The organism is Sporosarcina sp. YIM B06819, assembly GCF_033485175.1.
In the GTDB taxonomy this organism is placed as follows: Bacteria; Bacillota; Bacilli; order Bacillales_A; family Planococcaceae; genus Sporosarcina.
Window position 1 is genome coordinate 1 of record NZ_JAWLIQ010000007.1, and the last position, 19,093, is coordinate 19,093.

The window sequence follows — 19,093 nt, forward strand, 5'->3', positions numbered from 1 at the left end:
CAGGATAGTTATTTTTAGTATACCTAGGCTTTTAGACAGAAAAAACCCCAAATGGGTCACTTTTTTAAAAGTGTCTACCATTTGGGGTTCAGTTCAAAAATGTAGTAAGGCCCCTATTTGATACTGCTGTTAATCATTCCGCATGACAAATCCATCCTGCGAAAAGTCCCGTTGAATAAAATCGGGTAATATTCGTAAAACCTGATTCCGCTAGTAGTCCCTCAATCTGTTTTTCAGGAATGAAAGAAATCTTCATAATACCTTTACCCATCTCATCCAATTTAGACGATTCATATCCGACATCAAAGAAGAAAGTTTTCCATACATTTATTCTGTCTTGAAGTTCGGCTTCACTAGGGTCTCCGTAGGCACTAACGAGCACGAATGGAGCTCCCGGCTTCAAATTATTCTTAATGGTTTGAAGCAGTTTCAACTTCTGCTGTACATCTTCTATGAAGTGAAGAACTAAGATACAACTTGCTGCATCGAACTTCGACTCTGAAAGTGGCAGATCGTCAATCGTTCCCTGAATAAGTCTGACACGACTTTCTAAGCCAAGTTGAATGGATTTATGCTCAGCCATCTGAAGCATCTCTTTAGAAGGGTCCACTCCGGTAAAAGTCCATTTGGGGTTCGACGGTCCCCATGCGGCTAATTCATTTCCTCCACCTGCTCCAATCACGAGCAATGAAGCCCCTTTTTCGCCCCATTGAGCTCGAAAATAAGATTGAACCATCGTAAATAACGTATCATATGTGGGTATCGAGACACGAGCACTCGCCTCGTATGCAAGAGTATTTTTAGAATCAAATGCAAGTTCCTCAGTCATTGTCAACCGCCTCCATTACGTTTTTATGCATTCCGCGACAAGAGTAATTATCCCTTACTAGCCAGATATTAAAGACTTGTTATATCTATAATTAATCCAAAATGACTATCATTTTTCTAGCTCAACTTACACTTTCGTATGCTGTTGAGCCAGGACCGCTAATTTCATTTTTTTAAGATAACCATGCATTTTCTCTTCGGCCTCTTTCATAATTGCTTGAATTGAGCATTCGTCACCATGAACAAAATCACATTCAAATAATGAGGCTGTACCTTCAATCGCATGAATAATATCTAAAAACGTTATGTCGTCCTTTCTAGACGATAATCGATAACCCCCATTGGCCCCTGAAATCGATTCGATCATCCCAGCTTTCACGAGCTTCGTTAAAATTTTGGAAAGATAAGTCGGAGAAACATCTTGAGATTCCGCCAACTGCTGGACTCTAATCGGTTTATCCGGTGAAACAGTAAAGAGCATAAGCATAGTATGGAGAGCATAATTCGTCGCTTTCGAAAATTTCATAGAAACACCCCTTTAAAGACTTATAGGGTCTATAATATCCTTGAAATCAATAATCCGTCAAGTTGTACGATTTTCCTCGTAGGTTGAAGTAGCCTATCCAAGCCCTTTACTTAAACTCGTCTAAAATAAAGTTTCGTTTTTAGTTTTCAAATTCCTCATTTATCAAATCGCTGATGACACCGATTGCCGCTTTACTTCCTTCAGCTGCCGCAATGATTACTTGGGAGAGTGAATTAAAATTAGAATTATCTCCACTGGCATAAACACCCGCGATATTCGTGCGTCCGAATATTTCAGTTTCGATGCCACCCATCTTGTTCATCGTACAGCCTAAAGTTTGCGCGAATGGAGCCGCTTGTTGTAGACCAGTCGCCAACAAGCCGCCATCCCTCGCGATTTCTTTCCCATTTTTAAATCGAATCTTTTTCAAATGACCCCTATCGCCTCCTAAATACAATATTTCATCTTCTATCAAAGTTATATTCTTCTTTGTGAATAACTCTTTCTGCTCGGGAGAAAGAATGCTTTTTCCATTTGTACAAACAACCACATCTCGGCTCCAATTATACATCATTTTAGTTATATGAAATGCACGGGGCTCTTCTGATATGACGACTACTGTACCGTTTTTTAATTCCCAACCATCACAAAATGGACAACTAAACAGACTTGTACCATAGAAATCATGAATGCCCGCAATCTGAGGCATAACATCTGTAAGCCCCGTCGATAAAATCACCTTTTTTGCTCGATACATGTTGCCGTCCTTTGTAAATACACCAATTGTTTCGTCTACCTTTTTTATATCAATCACTCGTTGCTTTTGAATAGCTATATTCGGATATTTCATCAAATCCCCTTGCGCGACCTTTTTAAATTAAGCAGGGGTGATTCCATCTCTCGGGATAAATCCATGAGACTCCTGTGCAACGGCTTTTCTCGGTTTATCTTCCTCAAAGAGCATGACCTTTCTTCCTGCCCTTGCTACAACAAGTGCAGCATTTAAACCTGCTGGTCCTCCACCAATAATTACGCAATCTAACAACATCAAACCACCTCTTTTCAATAAAGTATAATCAAGACTTCTAATATCTATAATCGAAATAAAAGCATGTTCTCTAGCCGTTCCATCCAAACCTATTATAGACCTTCAATGTCTGTGATTGATTGTAGTGAATCAGATACAAAATAGCAAGCAGCTTCCATTCACTTATTTGATAGTTGGTCGTATCACCCTTTAAATCCAATAAAAAAAGCTTGTTCAGTATACATACCAAAACAAGCCCTGAACCATTATTTAACGCAAAACCCCTTTTTGCTTAGCTTCTTCTAGCCATTCTGGAAACTCGTTTAATAATTGATCATATAATTCCTCATCTGATATGTCTTCCAAATAATCAAGGTGAAAGAAATTAGCGTTATCAACAAATCGTCCTTCCATTGTATCTAGCTTTCTCAAAACATCAAAATTAGAATTTCCTATGCCGATAAATTGCCAAAAGATAGGTTGTGTCGAAGACGAAACTATGGATTTTTTAATACCAGGTTTACAGCCGCCATCATTAATAAATACTAAAAAAACAGGCTCACTGCTCGGTTCTTCTTTCGTATATTTGAGAATGACATCTTCCATTACTTGAGGTTCATCATTTCTCCCAAATTTATGAATACTATCATTTTTTAGAATTTGCAGATCTACATAATCCTCAAAATCCTTTTCTGTAACAGCTGGTAAACGAGAAAATTCATTATCATATACCCACACATCTAAGGAACCATCATCATCAAATTGACTCGCAACAGCCAATATACGTTCAACCGCATCTTGTACAATCCCTTTTCGATATAACTGGCGCATTGAACCTGAAATATCTAAAACAATTCCTACTCTTGCAGTAACTCCAGTTAGTTTTTTCTTTTCTAGCACAATCTTCGCTGCGTTCTTTTTTAATGAAATTGTACTCATATGATAGCCTCCCTATTTCATTTCTCTTAGTCAACCGACCTTATATTCAAATAAAAGTGAATATTACCACTATAAATATACCATAATAAAAGAAGCAAACACCCTTCCCAAGGAGTTTGCTGTCACTGTTAAGCAACTTTATTTCATTTAATTGTTTAAGTGAATGGACTGCAATCATTTCCCTCTCACAAACAACACCTTAACCCACTGATTCACCAAAAACGGCATAACGGACAAACTATATATGAAGCCTAATTGTGTGCCACTTAAAGGCGCAACTTCAAACATGCCCGTAAGCGAAGGCATAAATAATACTGCATGTAAACATAAAAATCCGATTAAAAAAGCTAGCCACGTATACATATTCGTAAACAAACCAATTGTGAAGATTGATTCTTTCGATCTGGAGTTGAAGCCATGTATTAACCTCGACAAACATAATGTTGCAAATGCCATTGTGCTCGCTGTTAGCGTATCTCCTGTTGCCAAGCCCATTCGGAAAGCAATAACCGTTGAGATCGCAATTAATACGCCTTCGAGTAGCACTTGAATAGTAAATCTTTTATTTAATAAAGGGGCGTGAATATCTCTCGGCTTATCCTTCATGGTCTTTTTATTATGCGGCTCTAAACCGATGGCGATGGCTGGCAGACTGTCGGTCAGTAAGTTTATAAACAATAGATGCACGGGTGCAAAAGGAACTGATAAACCAAATACGGTTGCATATAGCACAACAAAAATCGCACCTGCATTGCCTGATAATAAGAATAGAATCGCGTTTTTAATATTCGTATACATGCTTCTGCCATTCGAAATCGCTTTGACAATCGTTGAAAAATTATCATCCGTTAAGATCATGGAGGATGCGTCTTTCGCTACCTCGGTACCCGTTATCCCCATCGCCACACCGATATCGGCTTGTTTTAAGGCAGGGCCATCATTAACACCGTCCCCCGTCATCGCAACGACATGCCCTTTTTCCTGCCATGCTTTGACGATTCGAATTTTATGCTCGGGTGTTACGCGAGCATAGACAGAGACATCTTGAACTTTTTCTTGGAGTTGTTGATCGGTTAATCCTTCAATTTCATATCCTTCAATCACTTCTGATGGATCATTGACTAGTCCAATTTGTTTGGCAATCGCAGTTGCTGTTATTTTATGGTCACCAGTAATCATAACGGGTTTAATACCCGCTTTAATACAGCTTTCAACCGCTGCTTTTGACTCTTTTCTTGGAGGATCCATCATCGCTATTAATCCGACAAAGGTGAAATCACTTTCTGCCCAGGCATCCATAGGCTGATGTGCCTGTATCCTTTTGTACGCAATCGCCAATACTCTTAATCCATTCATCGAAAAAGCACGATTCACTTCTTCGATTTTTTTGCGCTGTTCTGCAGTAATAGCATGTACACCTGTAGAAGTCTCGATTTTCACAACTTTTGGTAGAAGAACATCTACTGCTCCCTTGGTAATCATGACTGTTTGTTGACTGATTCGATTCACTGTCGTCATGAGCTTTCGATCAGAATCAAATGGAATTTCCGTCAGTCTTGGATAATGATTTCTGGCGACTAATTCGTCAAAATTGTACTGTTTTCCTAACTTCACAAGTGCAATTTCGGTAGGGTCACCGATTTCTTTCTGATCCCTTTCCACAGCATCATTACATAAGAGTCCTTGTAGGATCAATTTTTTCTCTATACTATTTCCCGTCTGAATTTGATCGTGTGAGATAATTTTCTGATCCACATAGACTTGTTGCACAGTCATTTTATTTTCGGTTAATGTGCCCGTTTTGTCTGAACAAATCACAGATACACTACCCAGACTTTCGACGGCATAGAGCTTTCGGATAATGGCATTTTCCTTCGCCATTTTTTGTGTCCCAAAAGCTAGCACAATGGTAACAATTGAACTTAATGCTTCTGGAATCGCTGCAACTGCAAGCGAAACCGCGAACATAAATGATTCGACTAATTCACGTCCCCTGAACAGATCAATTGTGAAAATGGCTAAACATATCAATGTAATTCCTAATGCTAATTTTTCACCAAAATGATCGAGACTAACTTGGAGAGGGGTTCTCTTCTCTTTTGCAGTATCTAATAAATTGGCGATTTTCCCGATTTCTGTTTCCATACCAATCGCTGTCACTACAACAATGCCACGTCCATTGGTGACAAAGCTACCAGTGAACACCATATTCCTTTTATCTGCAACGGTTACCTGATCTTTTTCAATCGAAGTGATACTTTTCTCCACTGCCAATGATTCACCCGTCAGCGAACTTTCATTTACATGTAGATTATGGCTTTCTACTAATCTGCCATCGGCGCTAATATAATCACCAGCATCCAAATAGAGCAGATCCCCTACAACGATATCTTCGGAAGGAATCTCTACTAGCTGATTATTTCGCATCACTTTGGCAACTGACGTGGTCAACTCTTTCAAACTATCCAAAGACTGTTCTGCCTTCACATGCTGTACAGTACCCAAGATTGCGTTTAACATAACAACAATCAGAATGACAATCGTGCTTTCTACTTCACCTAATAGAAATGAAATGAAAGCAGCAATCAGTAAAATAATGACTAATAAATCTTTAAACTGTCCAAAGAAAACGGCGAATGTACTTGTCCTTTTTCCTTCCTCCAATTCATTGGTACCGTATACTTCTTGTCTCTTTTGGACGTCATAATCACTCAATCCTTGATTTGTCACACCAAAAGCCTTCATAACTTCAACTGATGATTTTCGATGAAATTCTGACATTCGATTCCCCTTCCAGTATGTATTTTGTAGACTACCATACCATCGACTAGACCCCTTTTGGCTTGTCCTTACTTATGCTGGTAGCGAATGCCCTTGAATAGTGAGCATTTCAATTTTTCTCTTTATCTACTCCCCTTTCATAACACCTTACCAATACTATTCCTGATTCAATCTCAGTATGATAGTATTCAAAATAGAACTTGAATTTTTTAATGTATCGATGAAAATATGAGGTGTACGAATGGTAAACATTAAAACAAGTAGTGCCTTTGTCAATCACGAACCTGGTTGGCATATCGAACATCAACACAGTGCTATAGAGATTTCAGTGGTACTTGAAGGTAAAGGGTTGTTTTGCGCGGAGAATCGATTGATTGAGATACAAGAAGGAAACGTTATCCTCGTACGAAAAAATGTCAGCCATTGTTTTCAAGCAATCACCCCTATTCGTTTCGGAGTTTTAATGATTGATGATTTACCCGAAGGAACAACGCCATTCTTCGAACAATTAATCACTACGCGTCAGACCAAAATTATTTCCCTTTCACCTTATGAACTCCAGCAGTATTTATCGCTATTTAAAAATTGGTTACGGACCCTTTCTCAACCTTTTTTAAAAGAAAAAAATCTTCTTATCAAGAATTGGTTAGAAATTTTATTATTAAACCTATTACAGAATGCTCATATTGGGAACAAAGTATTTTCCGTTTCACAGGCTGCGGACTTTATAAGGAACCATCTCGAACAAGACATTGTGATGAACCACCTTGCAGAACAAACTGGACTGTCAGACTCTACTTTCAGAAGGTATTTTAAAGAACAATATGGAATCTCACCAAAAAGATTTCAACAGCAATATCGAATGGCCGAGGCTAAATGGCTTCTACGTTCTTCGGAAAAGTCCTTCCAACAAATCGGGGAAATTGTCGGCTTTTCTTCTGTACACTCGTTCTCTTCTTGGTTCAAAAAATATGAAGGTTTAAACCCTTCTGAATGGAGAAAGCAGCAACAAATCGGTTTATCCTAAGATCTTTGACGGTTTTGAACAAACTTTTAACCACTGTGACTAAATACTAATTCAATCTTTTCTTTTACAATTCATAATGAAGATATGATAAAAGGAAGGATTGATTGTATGAAAGTCAAAATGGGAAACCATGAATTAGAGATGAACAGTGATTATTTAACGGAATTACGTAGCTCAAATGACATTCTTGGTGATTGGGAAGCATTAAGAATGCGATTAAACGAAGAGGGATACTTGCTCATTCGTAATTTTCATGATCGCGAAAAAGTGCTAGAGGCTCGTCAAAACATTCTCGAAAAACTACAGCAGATGGGAAGGCTAGATCCTAATGCCCCGCTGGAAGCAGGAATGATTGTATCTGAAGGAAAAGGAGCCGCTTTTATGGGGGTCGCTGATAAGTTGAAAAATGAAATTCCAGATGTAGTGGCATTAAGTGAAAGTGAAAGAGTCATGAATTTCTTTGACCATTTACTTGGCGGCGAATCTCTTACCTATGATTTTAAATGGCCTCGAGCTGTGCCTACTGGCGGAAATACAGGAGCCCACTATGACAACGTCTATATGGGACGAGGAACAAGGAATTTATATACTTGTTGGACACCCTTAGGCGATGTTTCGCTAGACATGGGACCCCTCGTTGTGTGCCTAGGGTCGCAGAATTTTGAAAAAGTAAAAAGTACGTATGGGGAAATGGATGTCGACCGCGATAATGTAGAAGGCGGATGGTTATCGGATGATCCTTATGAAATCGTTGATAAGTTTGGCGGAAAATGGGCAACAACTTCTTTTAATGCAGGGGATGCTATCATATTTGGGATGTTTTTCTTACATGGATCATTAAATAATACAACAAATCAATATCGATTGAGTATGGACACCCGCTACCAATTAAAAAGTGAGCCTATTGATGAACGATGGTTTGGAAAAGATGCTAAAGGTCACTATGCTTGGGGTAAAGGAAAAGTAAAAACCATTTCCGAAGCAAGAAAAGAATGGGGCATTTAAAACAAAGAGCTTTTCCCGGATGAAAAGAACTTAAGATTTGAAAAAATGCAAGGCGCCTGCTAGACCCAACAGGGATAAGTCGAGCAGGCGCCTGGAGCTAAACACTTTTACAAATAAATTCATCAAACAAATGCAATACCATGATCCTCTTCTACATAAAATAGATAAAAAAAGGGAATATACGAGAATGTCTACATTTTTATGTAAAGGAAGGACCTCAAAAGAAATCTCTTTTCCTTTAGGAGGAATTGGTGTATACGCTCACTTTAATTCATTTTAAAAGCCTATGGTTTTATTGTCGTAATGGAATAAGTGAAGAGGTAGTGGTTAGAATTCCTATTTTCCGCATGGGGTGTTTGGTGTGCTGAGTCAGTTTTTCGATCTTACCGGATTTCCTGCTCCCTTACTTTCAATACATCCTCCATACACTTATGATACATATTAAGTATGATAAATTCCCAAAAATAAAAAGCACTCATTTTGAGCACTTTTCATGTCATGTTATTAAGTTAATTCAGTTTCATCTTACTCTTTGTTTTCTCATCCATTGCGTTGCGACCCACTTTTCTCCCGTTATAACTGGTGCTCCACCATGTAAAGTTAGCTCGTTTAAATTGTTATCGGTATAGAAGTACTCAAAATAAACGGCCGTACCTTTTTGTGGCGATACTGAAAAATTAAGTTTCGGGAAAAAAGTTTCTCCGCCTTGCTCTACATCATTTAAGTACATAACGAGCGTACTAATTCTATTATTGTTTGCTGCCTTACTGGTTGATGAAAAAAAATCATAATGTGCTTTATACTCTTGGCCAGGCGTATACTTCAGGATTTGAATACCTTCTCCGTGTTCAAGCGGTATATTCATAATAGCAGATATTCTTTTTTCAACTCTAGCAACAATTTCGTTTTCATTTTCTTGCAAAAACATGCTACTGCTTGTTCTCAATTCATTTACTTCGCGTGTCGCCCCAATTTTTGAACGTTGCATGTTGTCCTTCGCCAATCTAATTAGTTCATCGCATTCTTCATCACTTAACACATTTCCTAAAATCACTACCAATGGCTCTTCTAGTCTTGTGATAATTTCAATCTCTCTATCTGTTTTTATGGTATTTCCAGCGTGATCAAATATAGTTTGCTCTTTATTCTCCGTCGTCAACTTCAAGCAACCCCTTAAACTAATTAATTTTTAATACGAGTACGTGTTTTGTGTAGTGAATATTCGTGTTAATGGTTTTCTATTACTTCGACTACTCGATTATTAGGGCTGCTTTATCCTTTCTTTCCCAACACTATTTTATCACGCAAGTTTAATATGCCGCAAGTTTGGAAATAGTTATGCTAATAACAGGCGAAACGCTTCCAAAATACCACATCAAAAACGCATCTCCTATGTGCGTCAAGCTTGTCCATATGGTCGATTGATTTGCCAATTGTCTTTAAAATTATAGAAGATGGCTGGCTTTTTCCACTCCAGTAAACTACCTCCATCGGCATTCGGCTGTGCTATTCTCCCTTTGCAACCAAAAAAATAATATTTTTGATCCCCTTTTCAACAGAATTCAATGTAAATACTTCATTCTTATAGCACAAGTAATTTATTGTTTTAAAAACGCTTAAAATTAAGTAGAATATATAGATATTTCACAAGAGTTAGTTTACACTACAATAGTCGTTCTTGTAAACGCTTTGGTTAAAAATTGTCTGCTTGATTTAATAACCTAATTAAGATGATTAAGCTCCGCCTTAGCAAAAGTAGCAACTATATTTTTTATAAAACTAAAGAAGCGAAAAATTAGTCCTTATTGTTTTTCTTGTTATAAGTTTTAGTGAAGTAATAGACTTATCTAGGTATTGGCAGATAAGTCTAACAAGTAGTATCAGGCATTCGTTATTCCTTGATTAGTTCATCTAGTCTAGTTTTCAAATTAAATATGTTCAATCTTACTGGAGGTAAACGATGAATATTGAAAAATTCACCATTAGCAGGGATGATCAGATTTATGAAGCGTGGCCGGATGTAGTTTTAACTAAAGATGGACAATTAATTTGTGTTTTTGCAGAGTGTACTCATCATAATGATCGTTCTTTCACACGTCTAGTCTTATGTAAAAGTGATGATAGAGGACGAACTTGGAGCGAAAAACAACATCTCACACAAGGAACTAATGGGATACCTTATTGGAATTGCCCGAGAATCTCACGCATGAAAGATGATCGGTTAATCATTGTAGCCGACAAAATATTTGCTGGTAATGAATTAGGAGGAAAAGTTTATTATTGGATAGGGAATTCCCAGGAAACAGCATGGGATGGACCTATATCTACACCAGTTACTGGGATTGTTCCCGATAAATTATGTGAACTCAATAATGGAAGATGGATACTTTCAGCACATGATAGAAATAATGAAGGTTTTTTAGAACAAAAGTTATGGTACTCAGATAATCAGGGAGGGGAATGGCAAGGACCAGTCACTGTAGCAAGTCAGAATGGCTTGAATTTATGTGAAGTTTCTATTCTTTCTTTACCGGATGAAATCCTGGTAGCCTTTTTAAGGGAGAACTCTAGTCAAGGGTGGGATTGTTATAAAACTATATCTTATGACAATGGAGAAAGTTGGTCTGATGCTTACAATGTACCATTACCAGGATGCCATCGGCCAGTTGCTGGGCATTTGAGTAGTGGGAGAATCCTGATTACTTACCGATTTATGCAGGGAGGAAAAGGTTGGCTTGGCACTTGGACACAAAACTTCTTTGCGGCTCTAACAGATATAGAGTCTGTCAAGGCTACGGAAAGAAAAGAGCAATGGACGAGAATACTTCCTATTGATTTTGACAGAAGTCTAGTTGCTGATCTTGGTTATTCCGGCTGGGTACAATTTGAAGACGGCGAAATTTATATTGTCAATTATATAGTTGATGATGCTCCCAATGGACAAATTAGGGGCTATAGCCTCCGTGAAGAAAACTTTTTGATTGATAATAATTCACTACCAGTGAATTAATGTTTCGCCCTACGTTAGGCTAGTTGTCGGATTATGATTAAATGAATACTTTAATCATATTGATGTAATCTGGTTAAAGACTTCATTTATACAAAAAAATATGTAACCAAACAAAAAGGCGCTTTTGATCCAGCGCCTTTATCATTTATATACGTTTTTCAAGTCTAAAAATTACTTGCAGGTGTGTACCTTGATGAAAATTTGGAAATAAACTTTTTATCAATATATACCACCAAAGCCTGAGGTTTATTTTGATTGTACATATGAATACCCTCCCGAAGTTAAGTCCCGCAATACGTGTGATATGGACCGTCTGATTCAGGCACAGTCGCAAATTCCGCCTGTTCTTTGGAGTTCGCGTACGGATTGGACAGTATATCGAGTAACTGCTCCATCACACTGTAATCTCCATGCTCCACCGCAGCTTCAAGTGCGACTTCGACCCGATGGTTACGGGGAATGACTGCCGGATTGCTACTACGCATTAGCTGAGAAATTAGTTCCTTCGATTCCTGCTGCCTGTCAAGCCTTGCTTGCCATAGCGCGTGCCACTCGGCAAATTCCGCCGTACTAAATAAGTCACTCTCTTCCAACGTATCGAAAGTCAATGCACGGAATGTATTGGTGTAGTCCGCACGATGCTGCTCCATCATGCGAAGAAGGCGGTCAATGAGTGCTGCATCCTGTTGTTCTTCATTAAATATCCCCAATTTTGCGCGCATGCCAGCAATCCAATTGGCGAAATAGTGCTCGGGAAACTCTGAAAGGGCATCTTGCGCCAGTTTGGCACCTTCCCCATAATCGATATGCAATTGCGATATCAGACTTTCGGCAAAGCGTGCTAGATTCCAGCCGACAATATTCGGTTGATTGCAATAGGCGTAGCGACTTTGAACGTCAATGGAGCTGAAAACCGTTGCCGGATCATACGTATCCATAAATGCACACGGTCCGTAATCGATGGTCTCTCCGCTAATGGTCATGTTATCGGTATTCATTACCCCATGGATAAAACCAACCAATTGCCACTGCGCAACGAGGGCTGCCTGACGCTGGATGACGGCCTGTAACAATGCCAGATAGCGATTGTCATCCGTTTTAACATCTGGAAAATGGCGTTGAATTGCGTAGTCAGCCAGCTCGCGGAGCTCTTCATCTGTGCCCCACTTCGCCGCATATTGAAATGTCCCAAATCGTAAATGACTACTAGCGACACGGGTCAAAATCGCACCTGGAAGGTTAGTTTCACGGATGATGGATTCACCTGTCGTCACCACCGCTAAACTGCGTGTCGTAGGAATACCAAGTGCATGCATGGCTTCACTGATGATATATTCGCGCAGCATTGGACCCAGTGCCGCACGGCCATCGCCACTGCGCGAATACGGTGTTCGCCCCGAACCTTTGAGCTGGATATCAAACCGTTCACCAGAAGGCGTGAGTTGTTCACCAATAAGCATAGCTCGCCCATCGCCTAGCATTGTAAAATGACCAAATTGATGGCCCGCATAGGCTTGTGCGAGTGGCATAGCACCTTCTGGAACTCCATTCCCCGCAAGTACTGCGATACCTTCTTCGCTTTGCAGCGCCTGCGCATCTAACCCTAGGGATGCCGCCAAAGAATCATTGAATATGATCAATTTTGGTGCCTGCACTGGGTTCATGTTAATAGTGGAGAAAAAAGTGTTCGGTAGACGAGCATAGCTGTTATCTAAATGCCATCCTGATTGTTGTTGTTTTGTCATACAATCTCCTATCTTCTTACCTTTTTTAGACACATCTATCTGAGTGTGAGTTGTCCTAGTGTCATCTTCTGTTTGTTTATTATACCTTGCTACTTTTTAGAAAGCTTACTTTGACGTCAAAAAAGGATCGACCGCAACTTGAGCTGCATCGATCCTTTCTATATAGTTAACACTACAACACTTCTATGGATAATTAGATCAATATTAGAGTAATCACCTATATCTATCTATTATTCACTACGATATTTATCAGAAAGCACATAATAATTTTCGTGATGGATGTATTGCCATTCTGTCTTTTTGTATTTCACATATTTTAAACGCTTATTCACCTTGGCAATGTCTAGAGGCAAATAGTACTGTTGCTCCGCCCATGCATTGATAAATAAATGCTCTGGATGTGCCGGATCTCGATACACTTTTAGAAATTCCTCGTATCCAGGAGGACCGCCAACATCCTCTGGCGGTGCCGTCCCCTCTCCACCAAGCAATGTGGGATAGCCAAAATAATAATCCTCAACGATTTCTTCAAGTACCACCTGAATCCTCCAGTCGTCTCCAAAATCATAGTTATATGAAAAATAGTTATGCTTTTCAAGATACGCATCAATTTTAATACGATCTGGTTGCTTGACCGTTTTACCCGCATAACTCTTCCCTTTGTATTCGTCTAAAATCGATTCATTATCGGTAATAAAATAATCATCAATTTCCAAGCCAAATGAATGGTATGGAGATAGCCTGCTTTGAAAGTTTGTGACGTTTTGGATTGTTTCATGTAAGCGGTTAAATGTCGCACCTGCTGGTAAAACAATGCGTCGCCAAATAAGTGGTGTAATGTCTTCAAAGGACAGTTTCAAAATATATGCTTTCATGTGTCACCTTCGTCTTTTCTTTTAACCTTATTTCTTCAACTTTCTTCCTATTGTATATTTTAACGCATTCTATCTAATACATCGAAGAAAAGACCTTTCATACATTCAATGAACATGCGAAAGGTCTTATGGGAATAACACAGGTTGCTGTAAAATAAACTAAACTAGAACAAATAATATTGAAGCAGAAGGAGGATTTCCATGGGTTTTTGGTATATTTTATTATTTCTCATTGGTGTCGCATTATTTGTGTTTGGAATAACTCGAAAGTCAGTATGTAACGAGGTAAAAATTGTTATTCTGTCATTAATTCTCGGCATATTATTTGTATTTGGCGCTCTATTTCTGTTACTTCCCGGAAGTTCTGAACTACTTTCAACATTATTAGGCAGCCAAAATTAATCTTTATCCCACGTTATTTTTTATCACCTAAGATTTTCTCCAAGTACAGACACAGTCAGCCGATTTGAAATAAATTCAATATCTTTCCACGTCAATAGATTTTCAATATAACCTAATGTGTCCACATTGGTCGGTCCAATAATACGCTGCAAGGCCAATAAATCAAAATGATAGCTTTTGTTATTTGTAATGATTGGATATAAAGCCCCTAAGGCAAGGGCTCCTCCTTGTACTGGATTTTTTAGTCTCCCCTTATCGTCATAAAACTGTGATAAATAATCGGAGCCTTTGTTACTGATGTCTATCATGAACACCACGTTAAGCTCGGAGCTTTTCACACGCACTTTATAGAAATCCTCGTAATGGACTTCGAATGCATATTTTTCATTATATTTATCAACGTCAAACAGTTCCTGTAACCGATTATTTCGGAAGGAATAGATCGTAAAGATACCATATCCCCCACTGCCTCCCGTATCTATACTTACCATAATATCAGTAATAGCATCTTTGTTGAAATCACCAAGGAACAACCGTGCATTATAACCCGCGTTATTTTTGAGATGAACGGTTGTACTTTTAGTCGTCCTCCCATCTTGAATCACCAGTGTAATGTTATCAGCAAAGATGCCTGGCGGTCCATCGATTTGACCATACAAATAGACGGTGTCCACAACACCATCCCCGTTAACATCTCCCATTTTCACATCTAACAATGTATGATTCCTGTAAAATTTAATCCCTCCTGTTCAAATGCAATCGTCGTTCTTTGTATGATATGCCGATTAAAGCTAGTTGATTTTCTTACAAATGAATATTCAAAACAAAAAAAGACCTTCCTTATGTATAAATGTACATAGGGAGGGTCTTAGTTATTTGGGATAACATAATTCATTTCAAATAAAATACTCCACCATTCACAATATCAATGCTAATCCTCGCTTCATACTGCTGATCCATTGCCTCTTTCTCAATTTCATAACAATCCGGCTTGTTGTCTACCCCTTCATAAAAATATTCCAAGACCCTTCGATCCTTTTGCCATCTCTTCTTCGCTTCTTCCGCCCATGCATGATCCTCTTGTTGGATGATGTTATCAATCACAGCATCCAATCGTTCGAGGGCACGAATCGGCTTGATGATATAGGGTACATGAAAGGTATTACTCGAAATCGTCACATCTAAATCTACTTCACTTAACGATTCCTGAAAGTTATCTATCACACGCCCCGTTAGTAAATTAATTCCTAATGAATACAAAACTTCTTTCGTTTGATCACTGGAATACGTTACTTTATAATTCACACCTAACCAAGGCGTTAAAATCGTTTGACTATCAGATGTATTAGTCACCCGCTCATACATCTGCACAAATGAGCCCATCTCTTTCGTTACTTGAAACAGCTGACTGAGCCGTGGTGAACCAAAGTGGACAACTTCACCTTTAATATTTTCTCCAAGCTGATTTTTATCCGTAATTAACGTCAGTTGTGCAGGTCGCGGCTCGTCACCTGTACTAGCTAAATAGTGCCAATAAAATGGACGGTTCATAATTTTTTTATCCATCTCAATCGTCAATTGTACATCGATGTAATGGTAATGATTATTTAATATCTGGCAGTTATTTTCGTTGAAAAACTGTCGTAGATATTGATGAATTTGTTGTGGATACATACAAACCCTCCTATCAATTAAGCCTCGGCATAATTGCGTCCAAATTTTGAATTGCGCTTGAGGGCTACAGGGGGAAGGATTGACCTACATCCTTCCTTGTAGGTCATGCAGTCGTTGCGAATCGAACAGCGAAGGGTTCGATTTGCCGTATTTCTGCGTTCTTTGCGGAAATTAAGGCACGTTCCAGACATCGCGAACTTAGACTGCCTTCGCTTATCTCCCTTCAAAATTTATGACATCCGCCAGAGGCTTTAACCTGCTTTAGCAGGTTAAATGGACTCCTTATAAGTTGATAAAATATCATCTAATTCACCCACTACTTGTTCAAAGACGCCAATTTTCACATGCAGTAAATCCAATATATGGTCTTCGATTGTATGTTGAATCGCCAAATTGTAAATATGCACGTCATGCTCTTGCCCTAATCGGTGAACGCGCCCAATGCGTTGCTCTAACTTCATCGGATTCCAAGGTAAATCATAGTTAATGACATGGTGGCAAAATTGCAGGTTAATCCCTTCACTACCGGACTCCGTCGCAATGAGTACCTGCGCTTGTTCTTTAAACAGCTGCTTCATCCACTCGCGTTTACTTTTGCTATATTTCCCGTTAAACAGCACACTCGATATGCCTTTTGAATATAAATACTCCTGCAAATAGCTTTGACTCGCCCGATATTCGGTAAAAAGAATTACTTTATCATTTGCCTGTGTAATAATTTCATAAGCCTTTTCTGCTTTTGAATGAATAGCGAGCGCACTCAATTTCCCTGTAATTTCCTCCATATAAGAAATAGCTTCAGGTTGACTACATTCTTGACGCATTTTGGTTAACGTGACCAAGACAGCCTCCTTACTACTGCACATTTCCCTTTGTAATGTCATCTTGGAAAAAGCATCCGAAAAATGATCCAATTGCGAGATCATATCATAAACTTCTTGTTCTTCTACGGTAAAATCAATGGGTATAATTTGAACATGACGATTCGTCCAATCAATACCTGTATCTTGCCTTCGATTTCTGACCATCACTTGATGCACCAATTCCTTTAAAAATTCATCATGCTCCACAGCATGTTTTCGCGCAGAAAACGCCGATTGAAACGTTTCATAATTGCCAAGATGCCCTGGTTTTAATAACGATATGAGATGAAAGAGTTCAAACACATCATTTTGAATAGGCGTCGCCGTTAACAATAAACAGAACTTTTTCCTTAAGTTTTGCACAAACTCATAACTTTTCGTCTTGTGGTTCTTTAATTTATGAGCCTCATCAATAATGATTAAATCATATTCTTGCGCATAGATATTTTCTTTATGTGGGCTCCTTTTGGCCATATCGATACTCATGACGACAATCGTACAATAGTTTAAATCATAATTTTTTTTATAAGGAAAAGCTGGAATATGAAATTTTAGATTCAACTCATCCGTCCATTGATTGACAAGTGAAGCTGGAGCCAAAATAAGCGCTTTTTTGACAAGGCCCCTGATGAGATATTCTTTTAAAATTAAACCCGCTTCAATCGTTTTCCCAAGTCCCACTTCATCCGCCAAAATCGCTTTACCATTCATTCTTTCAATGACCGTTTCCGCTACTTCCAATTGATGGGCAAGAGGCGTTAAGTTCGGCAAATATTTTGGTGATTGAAGCCCTGTAAAATCGCTTATCAAAGTCGTTTTAGCGACCTCATAACTCATTTTATATAACGTCCAATTATCCCATGCTTCGCGATTTTCCAAGCGTTCGATAAAACCTTCTTTCCATGCGGACGACCTTTCAATGATCATAACATCACCTCATTCGACATTTGCTGTCTTATAAGGTTATCCTAAAATGAACTTCTTATGTTTAATGAATAAAATTTGAACGCAGACCTAAATAAAGCACTTTTATTTAATAGAATCTTATGCCATATTAGTAGTTGGAATACTTTTTCTATATCGAACTCTTTGATATCAAATCGATGGAGGTTTCACAATGGAGAAATTAGCAAAGTTAAGAGCAACGTTTGACAACTTAGGAATTGACGGGATTCTTATTACGGATGCATATAACAGGAGATACCTGACAGATTTTACCGGTAGTGCAGGGACAGTTATTGTGACGAAGACAGATGCGTTTTTATTGGTCGATTTCCGTTATGTCAGTCAAGCAAATGCACAAGCTACGAATTTCACCGTCAAAGAATTAGATCGGTCAATTATTTTTGAAGAGATTGCTACACTTGCAGAAAATCTGGGTATAAAGAAGCTTGGATTTGAACAGAAGCATCAAACCTATTTTTATCATTCCCAGCTCGTTAAAGCCGTTAAAGCAGATTTAGTACCTGTTGCCAATGTGGTGGAAACGTTACGGATGTTTAAAAACGAAGCTGAAATTGCCATTTTGAAAAAAGCTGCGGAAATTTCAGATGCTGCATTTTCGCATATTTTAACCTTTATTCAACCCGGACGAACTGAAATTGAAATTTCGAATGAATTGGAATTTCATATGCGAAAATTAGGGGCAACTTCTTCTTCCTTCGATATCATTGTCGCATCTGGTGCTCGTTCCGCATTGCCACATGGTGTAGCGAGTGACAAAGTAGTGGAAAAAGGCGATATGATTACGCTTGATTTTGGTGCTTATTATCAAGGCTATTGCTCTGATATGACACGTACGATTGCAGTTGGAGAACCAAATCCTAAGCTGAAGGAAATCTATGGTATCGTTCATGATGCCCTTGAAAATGCGCTGTCGGGCATAAAGGCAGGAATGACTGGTAAAGAAGCAGATGCTCTTACTCGTAATTTGATCAGTGAAAAAGGCTATGGCGACAATTATGGTCATGGCATGGGACATGGGATTGGCCTATATATCCATGAAGATATTTTCATGAACCCAACATGTGAACAGCACATAGAAGAAGGAATGGTGCTAACAATAGAGCCAGGCATCTACATACCTAATCTTGGTGGCGTGCGTATTGAGGATGACATCATCTTGAAAAAGGATAGCATCGAGATTATTACAAAATCTCGAAAAGAGTTGATTATTTTGTGATTGGGTAGGCACTCGAAATTAAATATCGCATTCTCAAATCTTCAAATGGATTGACGCACACATAAAATAACACCGGAAGTCCATCGACGTTTGGTCGAAGGATTTCCGGTGTTTTCTATTCAAAAGCAGGTTCCGAAGGGATCATCAAAAATCCGAGGAACTGTTCTATCTTCCTCGGATTTCTTGTTTCATTTTTATATTTACTTTCC

Annotated in this window: 14 protein-coding genes and 1 pseudogene; 4 read left to right on the plus strand and 11 right to left on the minus strand. The window is 38.7% G+C overall.

What is annotated here, in order from left to right:
* Positions 1-133 precede the first annotated feature (133 nt).
* From R2B72_RS05185 to R2B72_RS05205, 5 genes and pseudogenes are all read right to left on the minus strand, one after another.
* Complete coding sequence (locus tag R2B72_RS05185; protein WP_318615271.1) at positions 134-829, minus strand: class I SAM-dependent methyltransferase; 696 nt, start codon at positions 827-829, stop codon at positions 134-136.
* A 126-nt stretch (positions 830-955) separates the two neighbouring features.
* The gene (locus R2B72_RS05190; protein ID WP_318615272.1) at positions 956-1,354 is read right to left on the minus strand and encodes an Rrf2 family transcriptional regulator; all 399 of its coding nucleotides are present in this window, start codon (positions 1,352-1,354) and stop codon (positions 956-958) included.
* A 139-nt stretch (positions 1,355-1,493) separates the two neighbouring features.
* A pseudogene (locus tag R2B72_RS05195) lies at positions 1,494-2,402 on the minus strand (NAD(P)/FAD-dependent oxidoreductase).
* Positions 2,403-2,651: 249 nt separating this feature from the next.
* Positions 2,652-3,320 (minus strand): VWA domain-containing protein, encoded by a 669-nt coding sequence (locus R2B72_RS05200; protein ID WP_318615273.1) that lies wholly within the window; start codon positions 3,318-3,320, stop codon positions 2,652-2,654.
* A gap of 174 nt (positions 3,321-3,494) precedes the next feature.
* Entirely contained in the window at positions 3,495-6,101 is a 2,607-nt protein-coding gene (locus R2B72_RS05205; RefSeq protein WP_318615274.1) for a cation-translocating P-type ATPase, read from the minus strand.
* Positions 6,102-6,342: 241 nt separating this feature from the next.
* On the opposite strand from R2B72_RS05205, the gene R2B72_RS05210 reads away from it, so the two are divergent.
* Complete coding sequence (locus R2B72_RS05210; protein ID WP_318615275.1) at positions 6,343-7,128, plus strand: AraC family transcriptional regulator; 786 nt, start codon at positions 6,343-6,345, stop codon at positions 7,126-7,128.
* Between the two features lie 108 nt (positions 7,129-7,236).
* The gene (locus tag R2B72_RS05215) at positions 7,237-8,133 is read left to right on the plus strand and encodes a phytanoyl-CoA dioxygenase family protein (protein WP_318615276.1); all 897 of its coding nucleotides are present in this window, start codon (positions 7,237-7,239) and stop codon (positions 8,131-8,133) included.
* Positions 8,134-8,653: 520 nt separating this feature from the next.
* On the opposite strand, the gene R2B72_RS05220 is transcribed toward R2B72_RS05215, so the two are convergent.
* The gene (locus tag R2B72_RS05220) at positions 8,654-9,292 is read right to left on the minus strand and encodes a 2OG-Fe(II) oxygenase (RefSeq protein ID WP_318615277.1); all 639 of its coding nucleotides are present in this window, start codon (positions 9,290-9,292) and stop codon (positions 8,654-8,656) included.
* A gap of 801 nt (positions 9,293-10,093) precedes the next feature.
* On the opposite strand from R2B72_RS05220, the gene R2B72_RS05225 reads away from it, so the two are divergent.
* Positions 10,094-11,143 carry a sialidase family protein gene (locus R2B72_RS05225; protein WP_318615279.1) on the plus strand — a complete coding sequence of 350 codons (1,050 nt, stop codon included), beginning with the start codon at positions 10,094-10,096 and terminating at the stop codon, positions 11,141-11,143.
* Positions 11,144-11,424: 281 nt separating this feature from the next.
* Here R2B72_RS05225 and R2B72_RS05230 read toward each other — a convergent pair whose 3' ends face one another.
* The 5 genes from R2B72_RS05230 to R2B72_RS05250 form a co-directional block, all read right to left on the minus strand.
* A complete protein-coding gene (locus tag R2B72_RS05230) occupies positions 11,425-12,888 on the minus strand; it encodes a protein adenylyltransferase SelO (RefSeq protein WP_318615280.1) in 1,464 nt (487 codons plus the stop codon).
* 230 nt (positions 12,889-13,118) lie between these two features.
* A complete protein-coding gene (locus R2B72_RS05235) occupies positions 13,119-13,763 on the minus strand; it encodes a plasmid pRiA4b ORF-3 family protein (protein ID WP_318615281.1) in 645 nt (214 codons plus the stop codon).
* Between the two features lie 425 nt (positions 13,764-14,188).
* Complete coding sequence (locus tag R2B72_RS05240) at positions 14,189-14,872, minus strand: VCBS repeat-containing protein (protein WP_318615543.1); 684 nt, start codon at positions 14,870-14,872, stop codon at positions 14,189-14,191.
* Positions 14,873-15,056: 184 nt separating this feature from the next.
* Positions 15,057-15,839, minus strand: coding sequence for a YqhG family protein (locus R2B72_RS05245; protein ID WP_318615282.1), 783 nt, complete (start codon positions 15,837-15,839; stop codon positions 15,057-15,059).
* A gap of 269 nt (positions 15,840-16,108) precedes the next feature.
* Positions 16,109-17,629 carry a DEAD/DEAH box helicase gene (locus R2B72_RS05250; RefSeq protein WP_318615284.1) on the minus strand — a complete coding sequence of 507 codons (1,521 nt, stop codon included), beginning with the start codon at positions 17,627-17,629 and terminating at the stop codon, positions 16,109-16,111.
* Between the two features lie 190 nt (positions 17,630-17,819).
* On the opposite strand from R2B72_RS05250, the gene R2B72_RS05255 reads away from it, so the two are divergent.
* Positions 17,820-18,884, plus strand: a complete 1,065-nt coding sequence (locus R2B72_RS05255) for an aminopeptidase P family protein (RefSeq protein WP_318615286.1) — start codon at positions 17,820-17,822, stop codon at positions 18,882-18,884.
* The last annotated feature ends 209 nt before the right edge of the window (positions 18,885-19,093 follow it).

Excerpts from the sequence above, each read along its gene's own strand:
- R2B72_RS05230 (WP_318615280.1), bottom strand. The coding sequence starts at position 12,888 with ATGACAAAACAACAACAATCAGGATGGCATTTAGATAACAGCTATGCT.
- R2B72_RS05205 (WP_318615274.1), bottom strand. The coding sequence starts at position 6,101 with ATGTCAGAATTTCATCGAAAATCATCAGTTGAAGTTATGAAGGCTTTT.
- R2B72_RS05245 (WP_318615282.1), bottom strand. The coding sequence starts at position 15,839 with ATGTATCCACAACAAATTCATCAATATCTACGACAGTTTTTCAACGAA.
- R2B72_RS05200 (WP_318615273.1), bottom strand. The coding sequence starts at position 3,320 with ATGAGTACAATTTCATTAAAAAAGAACGCAGCGAAGATTGTGCTAGAA.
- R2B72_RS05250 (WP_318615284.1), bottom strand. The coding sequence starts at position 17,629 with ATGATCATTGAAAGGTCGTCCGCATGGAAAGAAGGTTTTATCGAACGC.
- R2B72_RS05185 (WP_318615271.1), bottom strand. The coding sequence starts at position 829 with ATGACTGAGGAACTTGCATTTGATTCTAAAAATACTCTTGCATACGAG.
- R2B72_RS05190 (WP_318615272.1), bottom strand. The coding sequence starts at position 1,354 with ATGAAATTTTCGAAAGCGACGAATTATGCTCTCCATACTATGCTTATG.
- R2B72_RS05255 (WP_318615286.1), top strand. The coding sequence starts at position 17,820 with ATGGAGAAATTAGCAAAGTTAAGAGCAACGTTTGACAACTTAGGAATT.
- R2B72_RS05210 (WP_318615275.1), top strand. The coding sequence starts at position 6,343 with ATGGTAAACATTAAAACAAGTAGTGCCTTTGTCAATCACGAACCTGGT.
- R2B72_RS05235 (WP_318615281.1), bottom strand. The coding sequence starts at position 13,763 with ATGAAAGCATATATTTTGAAACTGTCCTTTGAAGACATTACACCACTT.
- R2B72_RS05215 (WP_318615276.1), top strand. The coding sequence starts at position 7,237 with ATGAAAGTCAAAATGGGAAACCATGAATTAGAGATGAACAGTGATTAT.
- R2B72_RS05225 (WP_318615279.1), top strand. The coding sequence starts at position 10,094 with ATGAATATTGAAAAATTCACCATTAGCAGGGATGATCAGATTTATGAA.